Source organism: Mycobacterium sp. BK086 (genome assembly GCA_004362315.1).
GTDB lineage: Bacteria > Actinomycetota > Actinomycetes > Mycobacteriales > Mycobacteriaceae > Mycobacterium.
This window is the reverse complement of the sequence record SNWL01000008.1, coordinates 73,173-92,594: the sequence shown is the minus strand read 5'-3', so window position 1 is coordinate 92,594 and position 19,422 is coordinate 73,173. Positions and strand designations below refer to the sequence as shown.

18 protein-coding genes are annotated in these 19,422 nt (G+C 67.3%); 2 read left to right on the top strand and 16 right to left on the bottom strand.

Annotation, left to right across the window (positions count from 1 at the left end; translation table 11 throughout):
• Positions 1–337 precede the first annotated feature (337 nt).
• The 8 genes from EV580_RS26825 to EV580_RS26790 are packed head-to-tail and all read right to left on the bottom strand — an operon-like array spanning position 338 to position 8,953.
• Entirely contained in the window at positions 338–1,531 is a 1,194-nt protein-coding gene (locus EV580_RS26825; protein ID WP_133695217.1) for a vWA domain-containing protein, read from the bottom strand.
• Positions 1,528–2,208 carry an SRPBCC family protein gene (locus EV580_RS26820; protein WP_133695215.1) on the bottom strand — a complete coding sequence of 227 codons (681 nt, stop codon included), beginning with the start codon at positions 2,206–2,208 and terminating at the stop codon, positions 1,528–1,530. Before EV580_RS26820 ends, EV580_RS26825 begins: the two co-directional genes overlap by 4 nt.
• Before the next feature lie 10 nt (positions 2,209–2,218).
• On the bottom strand, positions 2,219–3,100 hold the full coding sequence (locus EV580_RS26815) for an AAA family ATPase (RefSeq protein ID WP_133695213.1): 882 nt from the start codon (positions 3,098–3,100) through the stop codon (positions 2,219–2,221).
• Positions 3,097–3,969 (bottom strand): XdhC family protein, encoded by an 873-nt coding sequence (locus EV580_RS26810; protein ID WP_133695211.1) that lies wholly within the window; start codon positions 3,967–3,969, stop codon positions 3,097–3,099. The genes EV580_RS26815 and EV580_RS26810 overlap by 4 nt, the downstream gene beginning before the upstream one ends.
• A 1-nt stretch (position 3,970) precedes the next feature.
• The gene (locus EV580_RS26805) at positions 3,971–6,361 is read right to left on the bottom strand and encodes an aerobic carbon-monoxide dehydrogenase large subunit (protein ID WP_133695210.1); all 2,391 of its coding nucleotides are present in this window, start codon (positions 6,359–6,361) and stop codon (positions 3,971–3,973) included.
• On the bottom strand, positions 6,358–6,834 hold the full coding sequence (locus EV580_RS26800; protein ID WP_133695208.1) for a (2Fe-2S)-binding protein: 477 nt from the start codon (positions 6,832–6,834) through the stop codon (positions 6,358–6,360). The genes EV580_RS26805 and EV580_RS26800 overlap by 4 nt, the downstream gene beginning before the upstream one ends.
• A complete protein-coding gene (locus EV580_RS26795) occupies positions 6,834–7,724 on the bottom strand; it encodes an FAD binding domain-containing protein (RefSeq protein WP_133695206.1) in 891 nt (296 codons plus the stop codon). The genes EV580_RS26800 and EV580_RS26795 overlap by 1 nt, the downstream gene beginning before the upstream one ends.
• Positions 7,725–7,783: 59 nt before the next feature.
• Entirely contained in the window at positions 7,784–8,953 is a 1,170-nt protein-coding gene (locus EV580_RS26790) for an XdhC family protein (protein ID WP_133695205.1), read from the bottom strand.
• A 23-nt stretch (positions 8,954–8,976) separates the two neighbouring features.
• Here EV580_RS26790 and EV580_RS26785 point away from each other — a divergent pair, with 23 nt between their 5' ends.
• Positions 8,977–9,921 carry a LysR family transcriptional regulator gene (locus tag EV580_RS26785; protein ID WP_133695203.1) on the top strand — a complete coding sequence of 315 codons (945 nt, stop codon included), beginning with the start codon at positions 8,977–8,979 and terminating at the stop codon, positions 9,919–9,921.
• Between the two features lie 136 nt (positions 9,922–10,057).
• Here the strand turns inward: EV580_RS26785 and EV580_RS26780 are convergent, their stop codons facing one another.
• The 4 genes from EV580_RS26780 to EV580_RS26765 are packed head-to-tail and all read right to left on the bottom strand — an operon-like array spanning position 10,058 to position 13,751.
• Positions 10,058–10,888 carry an oxidoreductase gene (locus tag EV580_RS26780; RefSeq protein WP_133695201.1) on the bottom strand — a complete coding sequence of 277 codons (831 nt, stop codon included), beginning with the start codon at positions 10,886–10,888 and terminating at the stop codon, positions 10,058–10,060.
• A 1-nt stretch (position 10,889) separates the two neighbouring features.
• Positions 10,890–12,134 (bottom strand): DUF1214 domain-containing protein, encoded by a 1,245-nt coding sequence (locus EV580_RS26775; RefSeq protein ID WP_133695948.1) that lies wholly within the window; start codon positions 12,132–12,134, stop codon positions 10,890–10,892.
• Complete coding sequence (locus tag EV580_RS26770; RefSeq protein WP_133695200.1) at positions 12,134–13,303, bottom strand: sulfotransferase family protein; 1,170 nt, start codon at positions 13,301–13,303, stop codon at positions 12,134–12,136. The genes EV580_RS26775 and EV580_RS26770 overlap by 1 nt, the downstream gene beginning before the upstream one ends.
• A gap of 4 nt (positions 13,304–13,307) precedes the next feature.
• A complete protein-coding gene (locus EV580_RS26765) occupies positions 13,308–13,751 on the bottom strand; it encodes a nuclear transport factor 2 family protein (RefSeq protein WP_133695198.1) in 444 nt (147 codons plus the stop codon).
• Between the two features lie 62 nt (positions 13,752–13,813).
• Here EV580_RS26765 and EV580_RS26760 point away from each other — a divergent pair, with 62 nt between their 5' ends.
• Complete coding sequence (locus EV580_RS26760) at positions 13,814–14,713, top strand: SDR family NAD(P)-dependent oxidoreductase (RefSeq protein WP_133695197.1); 900 nt, start codon at positions 13,814–13,816, stop codon at positions 14,711–14,713.
• A gap of 3 nt (positions 14,714–14,716) precedes the next feature.
• On the opposite strand, the gene nhaA is transcribed toward EV580_RS26760, so the two are convergent.
• From nhaA to EV580_RS26740, 4 genes are read right to left on the bottom strand one after another with little or no spacing between them, the layout of a single operon-like run.
• Positions 14,717–16,531 (bottom strand): Na+/H+ antiporter NhaA, encoded by a 1,815-nt coding sequence (gene nhaA, locus EV580_RS26755; protein ID WP_133695195.1) that lies wholly within the window; start codon positions 16,529–16,531, stop codon positions 14,717–14,719.
• On the bottom strand, positions 16,528–17,628 hold the full coding sequence (locus EV580_RS26750; protein WP_133695194.1) for a glycoside hydrolase family 76 protein: 1,101 nt from the start codon (positions 17,626–17,628) through the stop codon (positions 16,528–16,530). Before EV580_RS26750 ends, nhaA begins: the two co-directional genes overlap by 4 nt.
• Positions 17,629–17,643: 15 nt before the next feature.
• Positions 17,644–18,288 (bottom strand): TrmH family RNA methyltransferase, encoded by a 645-nt coding sequence (locus tag EV580_RS26745; protein ID WP_133695192.1) that lies wholly within the window; start codon positions 18,286–18,288, stop codon positions 17,644–17,646.
• A complete protein-coding gene (locus tag EV580_RS26740) occupies positions 18,281–19,165 on the bottom strand; it encodes a hypothetical protein (protein WP_133695191.1) in 885 nt (294 codons plus the stop codon). Before EV580_RS26740 ends, EV580_RS26745 begins: the two co-directional genes overlap by 8 nt.
• Positions 19,166–19,422 lie beyond the last annotated feature (257 nt).

Genomic DNA, 19,422 nt, shown 5'->3' with positions numbered 1-19,422 from the left:
CCACCAACCTGCGCCGCGCGGGTGCCGATGAGCGCAACGTTCGTTCCCTGCGATCCGGCGGTTGAGCGGCGGCCCACCGGCGTGGATCGGCCTTCGGGAGCGGGATCGCTCGCAGAACGTGGCCCTTGAGCGGGCTGCCGCGCGGCGGTGGGGTCGAAGGGGTCGGCCATTGACGTGAGTCCAATCGTGAAGGGCGCAGGCGCCGCCGGATATGACGGACGTCACTTCAACGCCGTGGTGTGACGTATCTTGCAAGTAACATACCTACAGAGCTGTATCTAGTCAACATGCTCGTAACCAACTCCAGCTCGTTGCGCCGGCGCTTCTCCGAGGAGCCCTACAACGCGGCGAGCGCGGCGAACAACTCCTGCAGCCCGGTCAGCGAATGCGCGGGCAAGAACACGTCGCAGTACGGAAGCGCGGCGGCCATCGATCCGGCCAGCGGTTGGAAGTCCGGCGCCGCCGCCCGCGGGTTGAGCCAAACCAGATGGGCCGCACGGCGTTTGAGCCGGGCCAGCGCCCGATCGAGGATTTCGGGCGGGTCACTGTCCCAGCCGTCGGAGGCGATCATCACGACCGCACCGCGCAACGCAGCCCCGTGCGGAGGCGCAAGCAACTCGGCGATCGAGCCGCCCAAATGGGTCCCGCCGTAGCGGTCGGTGACCTTGGCGTTGGCTTTGGCCAGCGCGGTCTCCGGCGAGCGGTGGGCCATCACCGCGGTCAGCCGGCTCAGTGTGGTCGAGAACGCGAACACTTCAGGGTGAAAACCCGCCTGGCGCAGGGCCGTAGCCCGCATCAGGTGCAGATAGATCGCCGCGTACGGCTGCATCGACCGGCTCACGTCACACACCAGGACCAGCCGGCGTCGACGCCGGCGTGGACGGGTCCTGGCCAGCACCACCGGTTCCCATCCGGTGTTCCGCGCCTCGCGCATGGTGGCGCGCAGGTCGATTCGCTTGCCGTGCCGGTGGGCTTCGGTGCGCAGGGTGCGCCGCCGCGGCCAGAACGCGACCGCCTGCTCCAGCCAGGTTCCGATCAGGCGCAGGTCGGCGTCGTCGAACGTGTCGAAGGGTTCCTCTGCCCGCGCCACGATCCGGCTGGGCAGCACATCGGGGATCGCGGCCGCGTCACCGGCGGGGTCGGCGGTGCGCAGCGACGGCGGACGGGTGGCCCAGGGCAGTCCGCCGGCCTCAGGGGCTTCGGCGTCCCGGAGCCCGGCGGCGGGAATCGGACTGGCGGCCAGGCCACGCTGGGCGCGCAAGGTGATCGGGTCGATCGGCAGGACGGCGTCGGCGAACACCGCCTCGAAGACGGCGTCGAAGGCCGTCAGATCCTCGACCCGGTTCACCAGCGCGAGGCGGGCCGCCCAGTACAGCTGGCTGCGCGAGGTCGGCACCAGTTCACGCATCGCGGCGACGAAGGCCGCCGGGCCGCTCGCCGCCACCGCCACACCACCGGCGCGCAGGCGGGCGACCAGTCCGGCCGAGAAGGCGGCCAGGTCGACACCGCGCAGCAGCGCCGGTGAGGTCACTCGGTACGCCGCCGGCGCAGGAGTGCGATGAGGATCAGGAGCACCAGGGCGGCCACGCCCGCCGCGGCGTACTTGGTGACCGCGGTGCCGCCGGCCAGCTGAAGCAGGTCGATCGGTTCCGGCTCGGGAGCCGGCGCGATACGCGGTGCCACTGCGGCCGGTGCGCCAAGGGCTTCGGCACCCGGGGTGGCGGCGGTCGCGACGACCTCGGCAGCCGGCGCCGCATCTTCATCGCCTCCGGCGAGCTTGGCCTCCAACGAGTCGACGAACTGGCCAAGGAGCTTCTCGGAGACCTGCTGCAACATGCTGCTGCCGAACTGGGCCAGTTTTCCGACGATCTTGAGGTCGGTTTCGACGGTGACGCGGGTGTGGTCGCCGGCCTCGTGCAGCTGCAGGGTTACGACTGCAGCGGCGTTGCCCGTGCCACGCGCCTCCTTGCCGCGGCCGTCGACGACGGCGCGGTGGGTGGCCTCGTCACGCTCGAGGAAGTGCGCTTTGCCGCTGAACTCGCTGGTCACCGGTCCCACCTTGATCTTGACCTTGCCCAGGAAGTCGTCGCCGTCCCGACCGGTCAACTGTGCGCCGGGCATCAACGGGGCCACCTGCTCCAAATCGCTTAGGACTTCCCAGGCCTTCGCGATCGGGACACTGACGGTGAACTCGTTGTCGATCTTCATGGGCTCTCCCTCATCCGGTGGCCAGTTGGGTGCGGTACGCGGTAAGCGCATCGCTTAGTGCTGCGCTGTCGTCCGGGGTCTTGGCCAGTGCACTCAAGCCTGCCAGGGCGGCCGGGTCGACCAGATCACCGACCCCCAGGGTGACCAGCGCGGCGACCCAGTCGATGGTCTCGGCAACGCCCGGCGGCTTGTCCAGATCCAGATCCCTGGCCCGGCCGACGAACTGGGTGGCGTGCTCGATCAGCGGCGCCGTCGCGCCGGGCACGCTGCGCCGCACGATCGCGGCCGCGCGAGCCGGCTGCGGATAGTCGATCCAGTGATACAGGCAGCGCCGCCGCAGCGCGTCGTGCAGGTCGCGGCTGCGGTTGGAGGTCAGGACCGTCACCGGCGGGTGCTGCGCGACGAACGTGCCGAGCTCAGGCACCGTCACCGACGACTCACCGAGGAACTCGAGCAGCAGCGCCTCGAATTCGTCATCGGCACGGTCGATTTCGTCGATCAACAGAACCGGTGGGGCGGCTCCGCGGTGACGCACGCACGCCAGGATCGGCCGGTCCACCAGATACGCCTGGCTGTAGAGGTCGGACTCGTCGATCGCCGCGCCGCGTGACTCGGCCAGCTTGATGGCCAACAGCTGACGCTGGTAGTTCCAGTCGTACAACGCCTCCGCCGCGGTCAGTCCCTCGTAGCACTGCAACCGGACGATCGGGGTATCCAGCACCGCGGCAAGGGTTTTGGCGGCCGTTGTCTTTCCGACGCCGGGCTCCCCTTCGAGCAGCAGCGGTCGTTTCAGCGCGGCAGCGAGATAGAACGCCGACGCGGTGCCCTCGTCGAGCAGATACCCGCAGTCGTCGAACCGGCCGATGACGTCGTCGACGCTGGTGAACGTCACGCCCGCGCCGCCAGGAATCTGCTCCGACAGCCCGGGCAGCAGAACCAGTGAGTTTCTCCGCCCCGCCGCACATGTGGCGTGTCGGACCCTATGGTGACCGTCATGCCGCAGACCGGATCGACCGCAGTCGCGGGTGAGTGCGGACGCGGGGCGACGGGTAGACCATCGCGGCGAACTCCGGCTATTACCTCCGCGGCGATGGACACGGCGATCTCGGCGGGTGTCTTGGCACCGATCGGCAATCCGACCGGGGTGTGCACTCGGGCGCGGTCGGCCTGATCGAGGTTCAGCGAATCGAGCACCGACGCCCCTCGGACCCGGCTGGCCACCAGACCGACGTACCCGACGCCGGCATCCAGTGCGGCACGGACGGTTTCGGCTTCCGACCCGCCGTGGGTGGCGATGACGACGGCGGTGGCGCCGTCAAACGTCGGCTCACCGTCCCGGCGGACCTCGTAGCCGAGCACATCGCACACCTGGGCCAGGTTGTCTGCGATCGGTGTGCTGCCACAGATCCGGACGAGTGGCGCCGGAAACTGCGGTGTCAGAAAGATTTCCAGCGCCCCGCCGGACAGGCACGGGTTGACCACCACGCAAGCTCCGGGGGCATCGGGAAAGTGCACATCGCCGTCGGGAAGCACCCGCAGCAGTACGCTCTCACCGGCCTGCAGCGCGCCGAGTGCGGCCTTGCGCACCGAATTCTGGGCGCACTGCCCGCCGACGAATCCTTCGATCGTGCCGTCGGCGAGCAGGATCGCCTCGTCTCCGGCGTGTGCTGACGTTGGCGGCTGCGCACGCACCACCGTGGCGTGTACGAACGGTTTACGTTCGTGCAGCAGCTGTTTGGCGCGTTCGGCGATGGTCGACATGTCAGATCGGCGGGGTCGCGCGGCCCTGCATGGCTTCCCATACCCGCGACGGCGTCAGCGGCATATCGGCATGCCGCACTCCGAACGGTGCCAGCGCATCCACCACCGCGTTGACCACGGCGGGCGGAGAGCCGACCGTCGCCGACTCGCCAATTCCCTTGGCGCCGATAGGGTGATGCGGTGACGGCGTCACCGTGTGCCCCGTCTCCAGATGCGGCACCTCGACCGCGGTCGGGATCAGGTAGTCCATCAGCGAACCACCAAGGCAGTTACCCTCCTCGTCGAAGGCGATCATCTCCATCAACGCCATGCCGATCCCGTCGACGATGCCGCCGTGCACCTGGCCCTCGATGATCATCGGATTGATCTGCGTGCCACAGTCATCGACGGCCAGGAAGCGCCGCACCTTGACCACCGCAGTGCCGGGGTCGACGTCGACGACACAGAAGTAGGCCCCGTACGGATACGTCAGGTTCTCCGGGTTGTAGCAGACCTCGGCGTCCAGGCCGCCTTCCAATCCCTCGGGCAGGTCGCCGGCACCGTGCGCGCGCATCGCGATGTCCTGAATGGTCACCGCGGCCGAGGGATCGCCCTTGATGTGGAACGAACCCTTCTCCCATTCCAGGTCGGCCACCGACGCCTCGAGCATGCCGGAGGCGATGATCTTGGCCTTGTCGCGAATCTTGCGGGCCACCAACGCCGCTGCCGCGCCCGACACCGGAGTGGACCGGCTGCCATAGGTGCCCAGCCCGAACGGGGTCTGGTCGGTGTCGCCGTGCACGACCTCGATGTCGTCGGGCGGGATCCCGAGTTCCTCGGCCACGATCTGGGCGAACGTCGTCTCATGCCCCTGACCCTGCGTCTGCACCGAAAGCCGAAGCACCGCTTTGCCGGTCGGGTGGATACGCAGCTCGCAACCGTCGGCCATGCCCAGGCCGAGGATGTCCATGTCCTTGCGCGGGCCCGCTCCCACCGCCTCGGTGAAGAACGACATCCCGATGCCCATCAGCTCGCCGCGGGCCCGCTTCTCGGCCTGCTCGGCGCGCAGGGCCTCGTACCCGATCATGTCCATGGCCAGCCGCATGGTGGCCTCGTAATCGCCCGAGTCATACACCCAGCCGGTCTTCGACTTGTACGGAAACTGCTCGGGGCGCAGCAGATTCGCCAGCCTGAGGTCGGCGGGGTCCATCTTCAGTTCGTGGGCCAGACAGTCGACGAGGCGTTCGACGAAGTAGACCGCCTCGGTGATGCGGAACGAGCAGGCGTAGGCGACGCCGCCGGGGGCCTTGTTGGTGTACACCGCGGTCATGTGGCAGTACGCGGCTTCGATGTCGTAGCTGCCGGTGAACACACCGAAGAACCCGGCGGGGTACTTGACCGGTGCCGCAGTACCGTTGAACGCGCCATGGTCGGCCAGGACGGTGGAGCGCAGTGCCAGGATCTTGCCCTCTTTGGTGGCGGCGATTTCGCCGACCATGATGTAGTCCCGGGCGAATCCGGTGGACGTCAGGTTTTCGCTGCGGTCTTCCATCCACTTGACCGGCTTACCGAGCACCAGCGACGCGACGATCGCGCAGACATAGCCCGGGTAGATCGGCACCTTGTTGCCGAAGCCGCCGCCGATGTCAGGCGAGATGATCCGGATCTTGTGTTCCGGCAACCCGGCCACCAACGCGTACAGCGTGCGGTGCGCGTGCGGCGCCTGGGTCGTCGACCAGAGCGTCAGCTTGCCTGTCACCGGATCGAGATCGGCAACCGCACCACAGGTCTCCATCGGTGCGGGATGCACTCGGGGATAGACGATTTCCTGCTTGATGATGACGTCGGCCGTTGCGAAGACAGCCTCGGTGGCCGCGGCGTCGCCGGTCTCCCAGTCGAAGCAGTGGTTGTCGGCTTTGCCCTCGAGGTCGGTGCGGATCACCGGCGAGGACGGGTCCAGCGCGGTGCGGACGTCGACGACGGGATCCAGGGGCTCGTAATCGACGTCGATGAGCTCCAACGCATCTCGCGCCGAGTAGCGATCCTCGGCGACGACGAACGCCACCTCTTGGCCCTGGAAGCGCACCTTGTCGGTGGCCAGCACGGCCTGCACGTCGTTGGACAGCGTGGGCATCCACGCCAGCCCCTTCTCGGCCAGATCGGCACCGGTGACGACGGCCTTGACCTTCGGATGTGCTTGCGCGGCAGTGATGTCGATGCTGTTGATCGTGGCGTGCGCGTAAGGCGAGCGCAGGATCGCCAGATGCAGCATGCCGGGTAGTTGCACGTCGTCGACGTAGTTGCCGCGGCCGCGGATGAACCGGGGGTCCTCCTTGCGCAGCATCCGGCCGTAGCCGCAGGGTTTCTTGTCGTTGTCGGCGGTGTCTTCGGGGCGCTTCTCTACCGTCGTCATGCCTGGACCTCCTGCGTGGAATGCTCGGCGGCCCACTGGATGGAGCGGACGATCGTCGTGTAGCCGGTACAGCGGCAGATCTGGCCCGAAATGGCTTCGCGGATCTCGTCTTCGGAAGGATCGGGGTTGCGGTCAAGCAGTGCGCGGGCAGTGATCATCATGCCCGGGGTGCAGAACCCGCACTGCAGACCGTGGCACTGCATGAAGCCTTCCTGCACCGGGTCCAGCGTGGCGCCGTCGGCCAGCCCCTCGACCGTGCGGATGTCGTGACCCGATGCCATCGCGGCCAGCATCGTGCAGGACTTCACCGGCTCACCATCGACGGCCACCACACAGGTACCGCAGTTGGATGTGTCGCAGCCCCAATGGGTTCCGGTGAGCCGCAGCTGGTCGCGCAGGAAGTGCACCAGCAACATCCGGGGTTCGATCTCGGCGTTGACCTGCTCGCCGTTGACGGTCATGGTGACGTGCATCAGTTCCCCTTCGGTGCCGGGATGTTGCGGACCCGCTCGACCGCGGTGCGCAGGGTCCGGATGGTCAGTTCGGAGGCCAGGTGCCGCTTGTAGTCGGCGGTGCCGCGCTGATCGGTGGCGGGCTCGCAGGCTTGGGCGGCCAGCCGGCCGGCCGCGGCGAAGGTCTCCTCGGTCGGCGGCGACCCCACCAGTGCGTCGCGGACGGCGGCCAGCCCCTCGGCGTCGGCATTGACCGCGGTCAAACCCACCCGCCCCGCGACGATCTGGTCGCCGTCGAGCGTCACGGCGGCACCGGCCGCGGTCACCGCCCAGTCGCCCACCCGGCGTTCCACCTTGGCGTAGGCACTGGAAGTGTTGTGGCGCAGCGGGATCCGAACTTCGGTGAGGATCTCGTTGTGCGCCAGCGCGGTCTCGTAGGGCCCGAGGATGAAATCGTCGATGCCGATCTCACGCTGGCCGGCCGGACCGCGCGCCACGATCACCGCGTCGAGGATCTCGCACACGGTGGACAGGTCCTCGGCGGGATCGGCCTGACACAGCGACCCACCCACCGTGCCGCGGTTGCGCACCACCGGGTCGGCAATGACTCGTTCGGCGTCGGCGAAGATCGGGCAGACCTCGAGCAGCTCGGCCGACTCGAGCACTTCCCGGTGCCGCGTCATCGCACCCAACCGGGCCAGGGTGGGCTCGACGGTGAGGTAGCCAAGCTCGCCGGCCAGGTCGTTGATGTCGATCAGGTATTCGGGGTTGGCGATGCGCAGTTTCATCATCGGTAGCAGGCTGTGGCCACCGGCGACGACGAACGCCCCCTCCCCCAGTCGGTCCAGCAGGCCGACCGCATGGTCGACGCTGGTGGCGCGTTCGTATTCGAAGGGACCCGGAACCTGCATGTGACCGACCTCACGTCCGCCGATGGGGACACCAGTGTCGGCCTGCTATTTCAGGACCGTCAATAGCGACTTAAGTGATCGCTTAACTCCCCTGACAGCGAGGGGTTACCGTCGTCGTCGTGATGAATCCGTCCGTCGAGCGCCGAGAGCGGCAGGCCCCCGCCGCCCCATCGGCGGGCGACGATCTCCGCGGCGATCGAGACCGCCGTCTCCTCCGGGGTGCGGGCCCCGAGGTCCAGCCCGATCGGGCTGGCGAGTTTGCTCAGCTCGGCCTCGGTCAGCCCCGCCTCCCGCAGCCGGGCCAGCCGGTCGTCGTGGGTGCGACGGGATCCCATCGCCCCGATGTAGCCGAGGTCCAGCCGCAGCGCGACCTCCAGCAACGGCACATCGAACTTGGCGTCGTGGGTGAGCACGCAGATGACGGTGCGCGCGTCGATGGCGCCGGCCTCGGCCTGCGCGGCCAGGTAGCGATGCGGCCAGTCGACCACCACTTCGTGGGCGGTCGGGAAACGGGCGGGGGTGGCGAACACGCCGCGCGCGTCGCACACCGTGACGCGATAGCCGAGGAACGAACCCTGTTGGGCCACCGCGGCAGCGAAGTCGATGGCCCCGAACACGAGCATCCGCGGGCGCGGCGCGTGCGAAGCGACGAACACCTCCATGCCCTCGCCGCGGCGTTGCCCGTCGGGACCGTAGGTAAGCACTTCGCTTCGACCGGCGGCCAGCAGACCGCGGGCGTCGTCGGTCACCGCGGCATCGGCGCGCGCGGATCCCAGCGTCCCCTCAGCGATTTCGGGGCCAAGTACCAGCCGGCGGCCAAGCCAGTCCGGGTCGGGATGGGTGATGACGGTGGCGATCGCCACCGGCCGGTGTTCGGCGATGGCGTCAATCACCTTGTCGAGGTGCGGAAAGCTGCGCGCAGAGACCGGTTCGATGAAGATGTCGAGGATGCCGCCGCAGGTCAGCCCAACGGCGAACGCGTCGTCGTCGCTGACGCCGTAGCGCTCGAGTCGCGGCATCCCGGTGGCGACGACTTCGGTGGCCGATTCGTAGACCGCACCCTCGACGCAGCCGCCCGACACCGAGCCGCTGACCGAGCCGTCAGGTGCGACGACCATGGCCGCACCCGGCTGGCGGGGAGCCGACCGGAAGGTGCGCACCACCGTGCCGAGGCCGGCCGTTTCGCCGGTTCGCCAGATGGCCGCGAGTTCTGCCAGAACGTCTTGCACACCAACAAACGTAGGCTGATTTCGTGACACCGGCGCAACTTCGAGCCTTCTCGGCCGTCGTTCGGTTGGGCTCCGTGCGGGCCGCAGCCGAGGAATTGGGCGTGTCCGATGCCGGCGTCTCGATGCATGTGGCGCAGCTACGCAAAGAGCTCGACGACCCGTTGTTCAGCCGGACATCGGCCGGGTTGGCCTTCACGCCGGGCGGGTTGCGGCTGGCCAGCCGAGCCATCGAGATCCTCGGTCTGCAGCAGCAGACCGCGATCGAGGTGACCGAGGCCGCACACGGCCGCCGATTGCTGCGCATCGCCGCGTCGAGTGCGTTCGCCGAGCATGCGGCGCCGGGGCTCATCGAGTTGTTTTCGTCGCGGGCCGACGATCTTTCGGTCGAGCTGAGTGTGCATCCGACAAGCCGGTTTCGCGACCTGATCGAATCCCGGGCGGTGGACATCGCGCTGGGGCCCACGGCGGGTGTCAGTACCGAACGTCCGTTTCTGAAGTACCAGATCATCACCGTCGCCTCAGCGGGTAGTCCGCTGGCCACCGGCACGCCGACACCGGCCCTGCTGCGCGAGCAGCACTGGATGCTCGGCCCTTCGGCCGGTGGTGTGGACGGCGAAATCGCCTCCGTCTTACGAGCTTTGGCGATCCCCGAGGCGAATCAGCGGATCTTCCAGAGCGATGCCGCCGCACTCGAGGAGGTCCAGCGGGTGGGCGGGGTGTCGCTGGCCGTCGGATTCGCCGTCGGCAAGGATCTCTCCGCGGGCCGGCTGGTGCATGTCAAGGGACCGGGTCTGCAACTGGCCGGCGAGTGGTGCGCATCCACGTTGCCGGTGAGCGCCCGTCAGCCCGCGGTCACCGAACTGCTGAACTTCATCACCACCCCGCGCTGTACGCAGGCGATGATCCGTGGCACGGGCGTGGGCGTGACCCGCTTCCGGCCGAAAGTCCATGTGACGCTCTGGAGTTGAGTGCCGAGCGTAACGCCACGGCGAAGAATCGGTCGATTACCCGCCCTGGCGTTACTGTCGCGGGGTGTCACGCCGAGATCGACGAAATATCGCGATCCACTCGCACTTCTCCTGCGAGATGTCGGTTTGGGCGAAACTAGCTGGGGAAGTTCACGTCCTTGGTGACGGCTTCCCACTCGTCGATCGACGCGGAGAACGCGGCGAGCTTGTCCCGGACGGCCTTGAGCACATCGCGGCCGAGCAGCAGGCGCAGCGGCGGTTCGTCCAGCTTGCTCACCATCAGCACCGCCTCGGCGACCTTGCGCGGATCCCCGGGCAGGTGGTCGGCGAAATCCTTGATCAGGTTCTTGCGGGTGCCGACGCTGTCGTCGTAATCGCCGATCGGCGTAGATGATTCCCACATCGATCGCTTGGCCCAATCGGTGCGGAATGCGCCGGGCTCGATGGCCGTCACCTTGATCCCGAGGGGTTTGACCTCCTGGGCGAGCGCCTCGGTGAGCGCTTCGAGCGCGAACTTCGTCGACGAGTAGTACGCATTGGGCGGGTTGGCCACCAGCCCCGTCATCGACGAGATGTTGATGATGTGCCCGGCTCCGCGTTCCCGCATCGACGGCAGTACCGCCTTGATCGTGTCGACGACGCCGAAATAGTTGGTGTCGAACAACAGTCGAACCTTGGCGTCCTCCCCTTCTTCCACCGCCGACAGGTATCCATTGCCCGCGTTGTTCACCAACACGTCCACCCCGCCGAACGTGGCGTCGGCCGCGGCCACCGCGTCGGCGATCAAGTCCTTGTCGGTGACGTCCAGCGCGATGGCCAGGGCGCGATCGCCGAACTCGTCGGCCAGATCCTGCACCGACTCGATCCGCCGCGCCGTCACCACGACATTGTGTCCGGATTCCAATGCGGCCCGGGCGATCTCGCGCCCGATACCGGTCGAGCATCCGGTGACCAGCCAGCAACCCATATCAGATCGTCCCTTCAGGCAAGCGGCGCAGGTAGGCGGCACGGCGCTGGGCCAATTGCTCGGCGCGCTGTTCGGGGGTGACCCGCGCGATGTCGGGCACCTCGTCGGCCAGCTTGTCGAGTGCGACAACCCGCCCGTGCGCACCGAGATCGGGTGTCGGGCCACCCTCGGCGAACTCGGCCATCCGCAGGGTCAGGATGCCTTCGCGCAGGCCTGCCGAGTCGATCCAGTTGGCCACCCCGGGATCGACCGGCGAGATGACGTAGGTGTAGCTGCCGTCTTCGTTGGGTACCGACTGCGCCTTGTTGAGGCTTCCGGTGCGGTCCACGATGTCCAGCGTGGTGCCCCAGATATTGCTCAGCGGCACGGTGAAGTACTCGGCGCCACCGTCTTTGACGTCGACCACGAATGTCTCGTCGGGGCCGAGGTCGAACCGGCCCATGACGTACACCTGGTTCTTCATCGCGCCGACCTTGTCCGCCGACCAGGCCAGGTTGAAGTTGTTGGCCGGCATCTTGTAGATGCCGTGGCTGAGCTTTCCGGTGAAGTTCGCGAAGTAGGCCATCATGTCGGCGGTGGCGTCGGCTTGTTCGTCGACGGTGCGCGCCGGCGTGGCCGGTGCGCCGCCGAGGCGCTCTACCGTGATGTGGTTGGGATCGTCGTTCTCCCAATCCAACAGGACGTCGCGGATGTAGAACTCGTGCGCTTCCGCGGTGGTCTGCACGTGATTGGGCCGTCCGCCTGCAGGGTCGGAATCCACTGTGATGGTGTAGCTTCCGTCGCTCTCGACGTCCATCGTCTTGCCGTTCAACACGGCCACGGTGCCCATATTGGGATCCCAGAGCGTGAAGTAGTTCTCCGTCATCCGGTTGGCACCGACGCGGCCACGGATCTCGTAGCGCTCGTCACCCGAGATCGGAATCACTCGGTACACGGTGTCGGGATTGTCGATGCCCCAGCGTGATCCGGGAATCTGCCGGTCACCCACCGGGTGAGCGAGCCGGGTGATGCAACTGACCTTGGGCCGCAGCTTGTCCTGATTGGACGACCACACCGCCGCAGAGAACATCACCTCGGCGAACGCATCGTCGAATCGCTCGCGCATGGCATCGGAGGCCTTCGCGCGACCGAGCCAGTTCTCCGCGACCGTGCGGTAGGCCGCCTTGACCGTGGGATGCTCGGTCAGGTCGAGTGCGGCCAGCTCCTGCTCGTGCTGCGACTGCGTTGCCACCGCATCATCGGCCATCATTGCGCGTCCTTTCCAAAACGTATGTTGTACAACGCAAATCGCTCGTCAACTTGTTTATCGCTCAGGCCGTAGTCGGCAAGGCTGTAGGGCGGCCGGGAGACTTCGCGGGGCCGGGTGGCCAGCCAGTCGATCATCATGGCGGCGGCCGTGTTGGTCACCTGCATGCCGAGCACATCGTAGAGCCGTTCGATCTGGCCGATCGGGTCGCTGACAGCGTCGTCGAAGTGGATGTCGGTGACCCGAGCAGATTCATCGGCCCAGCTGTCACGCACCGCCATCGCCCGGTCGTTGGTCCAGCCCATCCGCTCCAGCCACTGCGCACCGACCCGGTTGGTGTCGACCTCGTCTGCATGCATGGCGTGCAGGGTCGCGTTCAGGCTCGCGCCGGAAGAGACGGTGGTGCGCGGGTTGCGATGCATGTGCACGATATGCACGTCGGGGAACTGCTCACGCAGCGTGTCGAGGTACCCGAGGTGGGCCGGTGACTTCAGCACCCAGCGCCCGGCGGTGACCCCACGCCGGCGCTTCTGCCACTGCAGGAACTTCAACATCCGGTGCAAATAGTCGTACGCCGGTGTGAAATCCTGTGTGTTGAGCCATGATCGGTAGTTCGGCAGGTTGGCCCCGGATTCGGGAACGTGAGACAGGAACGCGTCGGCCAGGAAGACGATCTCCTCCTCGGCCTCCTTCGCATACATCGGGTGGATGGCGAACAGCTCCGGCGCCAGCTCACGCGACTTGCTCTCCCGCGTCTCGCTGATCGCGATACGTGGATCGGTCCCGGCGAAGTCGTAGTCCAGTTTCGGAGCGGCCTCCACCACCTCCCATCCGCGCGCGCAGTGCAGACGCGAATCTGCGGCGAGCAGACGCTGCAGCAGTGTGGTGCCGCTGCGCATCATGCCGACGACGACGATCGGGGCCTCGATGTGTTCGTCGAGGATCTCCGGGTACCGGCGGATCCATTCCTCGGTGCGCAGCCGCATCCGCAGGCTGTGTACGAGGCCGGACCGCAGGATGTGCTCACCGATCGCGTTGAGCCCGGCCCCGGGATAGTCGTCGAGCAGCACCGCCAGCGGCTCGCGGAAATCGCCAGGGCCCCACTCGGTCAGACCTTCCTTGGCGACCGCGTCGGCCAGTACCGCGTCCATCGCGAAAGCGCCGGCCATCGGGTCAGAACTTCAGATGCTGACTGACGTCGCCGACCTGGTCGACGAACATGGTGCGCGAGTCGAACCACCATTGGCCGTCGACCCGGTGGAAGGTGTCGTGATAGTGGCCGGTGACGATGATCTGCAGCGGCAGATCGGGTGTCGCCTGGGTGACGGCGTAGTAGGCCTTGCCGCGTGCGGTGCCTGCGTCCTCGTCGACGTCGAGCTGCACATTGCTGGTGTTGTGCTTGGTTTTCGGCGTGCCGTCCTCATAGATGCGGGTCGCCATCTCGTACATCGCCCGCACTCGTTCCGGGCCTTCGAACACCGTCTCGGGTGGGCCGTTCTCGACCCCACAGATCCGGCCGTGGGTGAACAACGCGGCGACCCCGTCGAGATCGCCACCGTCGAGCAGTTCGGCATAGGTGTAGATGAGGTTCGTGATCGCCTGCGCACTGTCACTCATAACAAGGGGCATGATGGCAGAGCGATTGCTTAGATGGTCTTGTTTGTCCAAGATTCCCAGTTATGCTCGCCGACGTGACGCAGTGGTCGCCGGCCCGGCTCGGCAATCTGACCGGTAAACGGATCATCGTGACGGGCGCGACCAACGGTGTCGGGCTCGGCACCACGCGGGCGCTGGCCACGGCCGGCGCGCACGTCATCATGGCCGTCCGCAACACCGAGCTGGGCGCACAGCGCGCCGCGGAGATCGCCGGCTCGACCGAGATACTCAAGGTCGACCTCTCCGATCTGACCTCGGTGCGCGCGTTCGTGGACGCGCTCGACGGCGATGTCGACATCCTCATCAACAACGCCGGAGTGCTGACCGACCAACGCCAGGAGACCGTCGACGGGTTCGAGGCCACCCTGGGCACCAACATGCTCGGGCCCTTCGCCCTGACGAATCTGCTGCTTCCCCGGGTGCGTTCTCAGATCATCAACGTCGCATCCGACGGGCACCGCATGGCGACGCTGCGACTCGACGACATGCACCTGCGCCGGACCAAATGGACCGCGCTGTTCGCCTACGGGCACTCGAAACTCGCGATGATGTTGTGGGGCCTGGAGCTCGACCGGCGCCTGCGCGCGGCCCGCTCCGATGTCGTCACCCACCTGATCCACCCCGGCTGGGTGGCGTCCAACCTGGCGCAGACGTCGGACAAGCCGCTGATGTCGGCGGCGTACAAGGTGGTCGACGGACTGGCCCAGCGGCTCGCCAACGACGTCGACCAGGGCGCGGTGCCCACGCTGTACAGCATCAGTGAGCCCCTACCGCCGGGCAGCTACGTCGGCCCCGTCGGTCGATTCGGTCTTCGTGGCGCGCCGGCCTTGATCGGCCGCTCGCCAGGGGCGTGTGACTACGACGCCGCGGCCCGGGTCGTGCAGTTCGCCGAACAGGAAACCGGCACAACACTTTCCGTGTGATCGTCAGGTCTGACTGCCGGACTCCAGCGCGCGGATCAGACTGGCCGAATCCCACGGTCCGCGGTGACGAATGCCGTTGACGAAGAACGTCGGCGTCGCGTTGAGGTCCATCAGCTCGGCGTCCTGCACATCGTCGTCGACGCGGTGCAGCACCCGAGGCGAGTGCAGGTCTTCGTCGAATTGGGTGATGTCACAACCGACTTGGTCGGCGTAGCGGTAGATGTGCTGCCATTCCAGGTAGTCCTGGAACTGGAACATCATGGTTCCCATCTCGAAGAACTTGCCCTGTAGGGCGGCCGCCTCGCTGGCCCTGGCGGCATCCATGGCCCGCGGATGCACCCGCTCCAGCGGCAGATGCCGCCACACATAGCGCAGCCTGTCACCGAAGTGGGCGCGGACTTCGTCGATGCCGCCGGTGGCACGACTGCAGAACGGGCATTCGTAGTCGCCGTACTCGACCAGGGTCAGCGGCGCGTCGACCGGTCCGCGCACATGATCGCGCTCCGGATCCACCTCGCGAACCAGCTTGTGCCCGACAGCGACCGGTGGGCTGAGCCAGTCCGTGAGGCGGAAGACGGCCCACCCCAACGTGAATGCGGTGACCGATGCCATCAGGACGCCGACGCGCGCCAGGTCTGCCGAGTGCGGATCGGTGATCGCCAGATCGACGATGAACAGGGAGATGGTGAAGCCGATCCCGGACAGCGTCGCACCGCCCGCGATCCGCCGTAGCGTCAGCCCCGGAGAGAGCCGGCCCAGCCCGGTGCGCTGCACGAGCCAAGTCGCCCCGGTGATACCGATCAGCTTGCCGACCACCAGACCCGCCACCACACCCCAGGTCAGCGGTGAACGCATCGCCGCCATCACGGTATCGGCGTCCAGGCGCACACCGGCATTGGCCAACGCGAACAGCGGCAGCACCCCGAAGGACACGTACGGTCCGAAGCCGGTGACCAGCCGCTCGTTGATCGAGATCGAGTCGCGCAGGCTGCGGGTTGCGGCGCGGGCATACTCCGAGTTCGGTGACTGCCGGAACGCCCGGATGACCTCGACCGCCGCCTCCACCCGCTGGCGCTCGGGCGTGAACACCGGAATCACCAGTGCCACCACCACACCGGCCAGCGTCGGGTGTACGCCGCCGTTGAACAAGGCCAACCACAGGGCCACGGCCAGAACCGAATACGTGACGCCACGCGTGGCCGCGGGCAGGTAGCGCACGGCGACCAGAGCCAGCACGAGCGCGACGGCGATCAGCAGCGGAACGAGCCGGATGTGATCGGAGTAGAACAGGGCGATGGCGGCCAGTGCGCCGACATCGTCGACGACGGCCAACGTGAGCAGGAACGTGCGCAGCCGCGCCGGATATTTGGGCGCGATGATCGCCAGTGCGCCGACCAGGAACGCGGTGTCGGTCGAGATGACCACGCCCCAGGCGCTGGCGTCGTCTCCGGATGGGTTGAACAGCAGGAAGATCACCGCGGGCAAGATCAGCCCGGCGACCGCCGCCACGACCGGCACCACAGCGCGGGAGCGCTCGGTCAGCTCGCCAATGGTGAACTGGGCCTTGACTTCCAGGCCCACGATGAAGAAAAAGAATGCCATCAGAGCGTCGTTGACGATCGCCTTGACCGTCAGCTCGCCGTGGTAGTTGCCGAAACTCAGTCCGACATGCGTTTCCCAGAACTCGGAATAGGTGTGCGCCCATGGCGAATTCGCCCACAGGATGGCCACGACGGTAAATGTCAGCAGCAGTGCTGCGGCGGCGTTCTCGCCGAAACGTTTCGCTGTCGGGTCGCGACCCAGCCGGCTGCCTCTCACGCTGTCACCGTATGTGCCGCCTCCATCAACATCCAACCCGACAGTTGTACGGACATGTCCCGCTCGGGTGTCTGCGACGAGTTCACCGCGCCCTCGACGAACTGTGCCTGCGCGCCACCTGCGGCCGGGATCTCGGCCGTGCTGTCCCAGGAGGGCCCGAACAACGGTAATCCGTCCACACTTTGGCGGTTGTCCCACGCCGCTTCAGCCGATGCCAGGACGATGCCCCGGGCAGCGTCGCGGGCGGCGGCGTTCTCGTCCGAATCATCGGGCAGCCCGGTCGCCGCGAGCGCCACATAGCGGGCGGTGATCCCGGAGAACAACCCGCCGTCGCCGCCACCCGCCCCGATGAGAATTCCGCCCGGTGCCATGTGTTCGCCGATCGCGGCGACCAGCCGCCGGACCCGGGCCGGGTGCCGATCGTCGCGGGTGCGCACGGCCAACTCGGTTTCCAATCCCAGCACCACGCCCTGGCAGTAGGTGTACTGCGCGCGTACCAGCGAACCGGCCTGGATGCCGTCGAACACCAGATGGGTTTCCGGGTCGATCAACGTCTCGTCGATCCAGTCGGCCATCTGTTGCGCGCGGCGCAACCGGTCGCCGTAGCGGGCCAGGAAGATCCCGGCGGGCCCGTTGGCCGGCGCGTTGAAGAATTGATCCTGTTTGCGCCAGGGGATTCCGCCGCCGTCCTCGGGCACCCAGGACTTGACGAACTGCTCGGACAGTGTCGCCAGTGCGCGCGGGCGCCTGACGCCGGCCAACCGCTCGGCGCGCTCCAATGCCAGTGCCAGCCAAGCCATGTCGTCGTAATAGCTGTTGGTCCAGCGGCCGTTGTTACGCAGCCGGTGGCCGCGGATCTGCCGCTTGATCCTGCCGAGCCGCTCTGGCTGCGGGTCGCGCACCTGCGCGTCGACCAGGCAGTCCAGCAGGTGTGCCTGCCACCAGTAGTGCCAGGTTCCGAACCATCGGTCACCACGACCGGGCGGCCAGCCCACGACGCCGAGCTGCGTTCCGGGCAGATGCCAGAGCGCGCGCAGATGGCGCTTCGCGATCGCGGCCTCCGCGCTGGCAGCGCGGTTGGCCCACAGCTGGTCCATGCGGCCAATCCTGCCCTACCAAGCCTGCGAAAGATCGGCCCATTGTCTGATCCAGGCGTGCATCGCGATGCCGGCGGCGACCGCGGCGTTGACGCTGCGGGTCGAGCCGAATTGCGCGATCGACACCGTGATGGCCGCGCCGGACTGCGCCGCCTCGGAGATGCCGGGCCCTTCCTGGCCGAACACCATCAGGCAGTCCCGCGGCAGCGTGGTGGTTTCGAGTGGAACCGCGCCCGGGATGTTGTCGACGGCGACGACGGTCAGCCCGGCGCCCGCCGCGAAGGCCAACAACTCTTCGGTGCTGTCGTGATGGGTGAGCCGTTGATAGCGGTCGGTGACCATGGCCCCGCGCCGGTTCCAGCGCCGGCGTCCGACGATGTGCACGCTGTCGACGGCGAAGGCGTTGGCGGTGCGCACCACCGCGCCGATGTTGGCGTCGCTGCCGAAGTTCTCGATCGCGACGTGCAGGGCGTGTCGGCGACGGTCGATGTCAGCGATGATCGCCTCCCGCGTCCAATAGCGGTAGGCGTCGACGACGTTGCGAGTGTCGCCCTCGCGCAACAGTTCCGGGTCATAGCGGGGGTCGTCGGGCAGTTCACCGGCCCACGGCCCCACGCCGGGAGCACCGTTACTCCACTCGGTCGGACCGGGGTCACTCACGGGTCACCCACACCGCTGCATGAGTTCCGATCACCGACACCGTCGCGTACAGCAGGGCTTCGTTGATATCGCCCTGCGTGCACAGCGAGGCGTTGACCCGGACCGCGTCCAGCGATGCATCCGGCAGAACCAGCACCGAAGCGCCGTAGGCCGCGCATGCCGGACTCAAGCCCGGGCCGGGCAGGCTGGGCGCGGCCACCAGCATCATCGGACCGCCGCGGCGCACCGAGTCGTCGCGGTACTGGCCGGCGCCGGCTTCGGCCTGCAACCCCAGCAACATGTACCCCTTGCCGGCGAAGACCGTCGGGTCGCCCAGCGCCTCTTCGGTCAGCTGCGTGCCGTCGGCGCGAAACCCGTCCACGCTGGTCGTCATGACGGTGAGCCCGGTGTCGTTCTTGTTCGTCGGCAGCAGTCCGACCGGGAAGGCCGCCGGGTAGGCGGCGGTCGTGCCGGCGATCCGGTCGCGCGGCGAGTAGCCGTAGACGCCGCGCACCGCACTCTGTTCTTTGACCGGCCCGATGCACACCGTGCCGGTGAGCCGTTGGCCCGATGCTGACAGCGGCGCGCTGGTCACCCCTTGGACCGTGTCACAGCTGCCGAGCCCGGTGGCCTCGACCGGATGGGCGAGTGTGCCGTAGAGCCCGAAGCGGAGGTCTTCGGGCTTGGTATGAGGTCCGGCCGGATCGGCGGGCGCGGCATCAATATTGACGAGAACGAATTCTCCCGCCCATCGAAAATCAGCAACCGAAATGTTCCAGCCGAGCAGAGCCAACGACTCCCCGATACGAGCCTGAGCGGCTCCGTAACTGGATTTGCTGGGCGAATCTGAGCACGCGGAAACGCAGATTGCGCTGCCGATGGCCAGGAAGACCGTCATCGCACGGGCAAATTTCCATCCGCGCAGGGCACCGCGAAGGGATCGCAACACGAATGCGATACAGGTCACCCCACGCCCTTTCTGACCCCTAGGTCACACCAGGGACGTACTATCCGGCTTTCGACGCACCGGTAATAACAAATCGGTTTCCGGCGATGACGAGTGTAGGGTCTCCCGCCCGGTCGGTAGCCACGCTGCCTTTGACCTGGAATGTTGTGCGCACAGGTGTTCACGGAGCCGGCCAGATCCGCCGGCAT

Coding starts and splice junctions, on each gene's coding strand:
- EV580_RS26820 (WP_133695215.1), bottom strand. CDS start 2,208: ATGAAGATCGACAACGAGTTCACCGTCAGTGTCCCGATCGCGAAGGCC.
- EV580_RS26810 (WP_133695211.1), bottom strand. CDS start 3,969: ATGTCGACCATCGCCGAACGCGCCAAACAGCTGCTGCACGAACGTAAA.
- EV580_RS26805 (WP_133695210.1), bottom strand. CDS start 6,361: ATGACGACGGTAGAGAAGCGCCCCGAAGACACCGCCGACAACGACAAG.
- EV580_RS26800 (WP_133695208.1), bottom strand. CDS start 6,834: ATGCACGTCACCATGACCGTCAACGGCGAGCAGGTCAACGCCGAGATC.
- EV580_RS26795 (WP_133695206.1), bottom strand. CDS start 7,724: ATGCAGGTTCCGGGTCCCTTCGAATACGAACGCGCCACCAGCGTCGAC.
- EV580_RS26780 (WP_133695201.1), bottom strand. CDS start 10,888: ATGGGTTGCTGGCTGGTCACCGGATGCTCGACCGGTATCGGGCGCGAG.
- EV580_RS26775 (WP_133695948.1), bottom strand. CDS start 12,134: ATGGCCGATGATGCGGTGGCAACGCAGTCGCAGCACGAGCAGGAGCTG.
- EV580_RS26770 (WP_133695200.1), bottom strand. CDS start 13,303: ATGGCCGGCGCTTTCGCGATGGACGCGGTACTGGCCGACGCGGTCGCC.
- EV580_RS26765 (WP_133695198.1), bottom strand. CDS start 13,751: ATGAGTGACAGTGCGCAGGCGATCACGAACCTCATCTACACCTATGCC.
- EV580_RS26760 (WP_133695197.1), top strand. CDS start 13,814: ATGCTCGCCGACGTGACGCAGTGGTCGCCGGCCCGGCTCGGCAATCTG.
- EV580_RS26750 (WP_133695194.1), bottom strand. CDS start 17,628: ATGGACCAGCTGTGGGCCAACCGCGCTGCCAGCGCGGAGGCCGCGATC.
- EV580_RS26740 (WP_133695191.1), bottom strand. CDS start 19,165: ATGACGGTCTTCCTGGCCATCGGCAGCGCAATCTGCGTTTCCGCGTGC.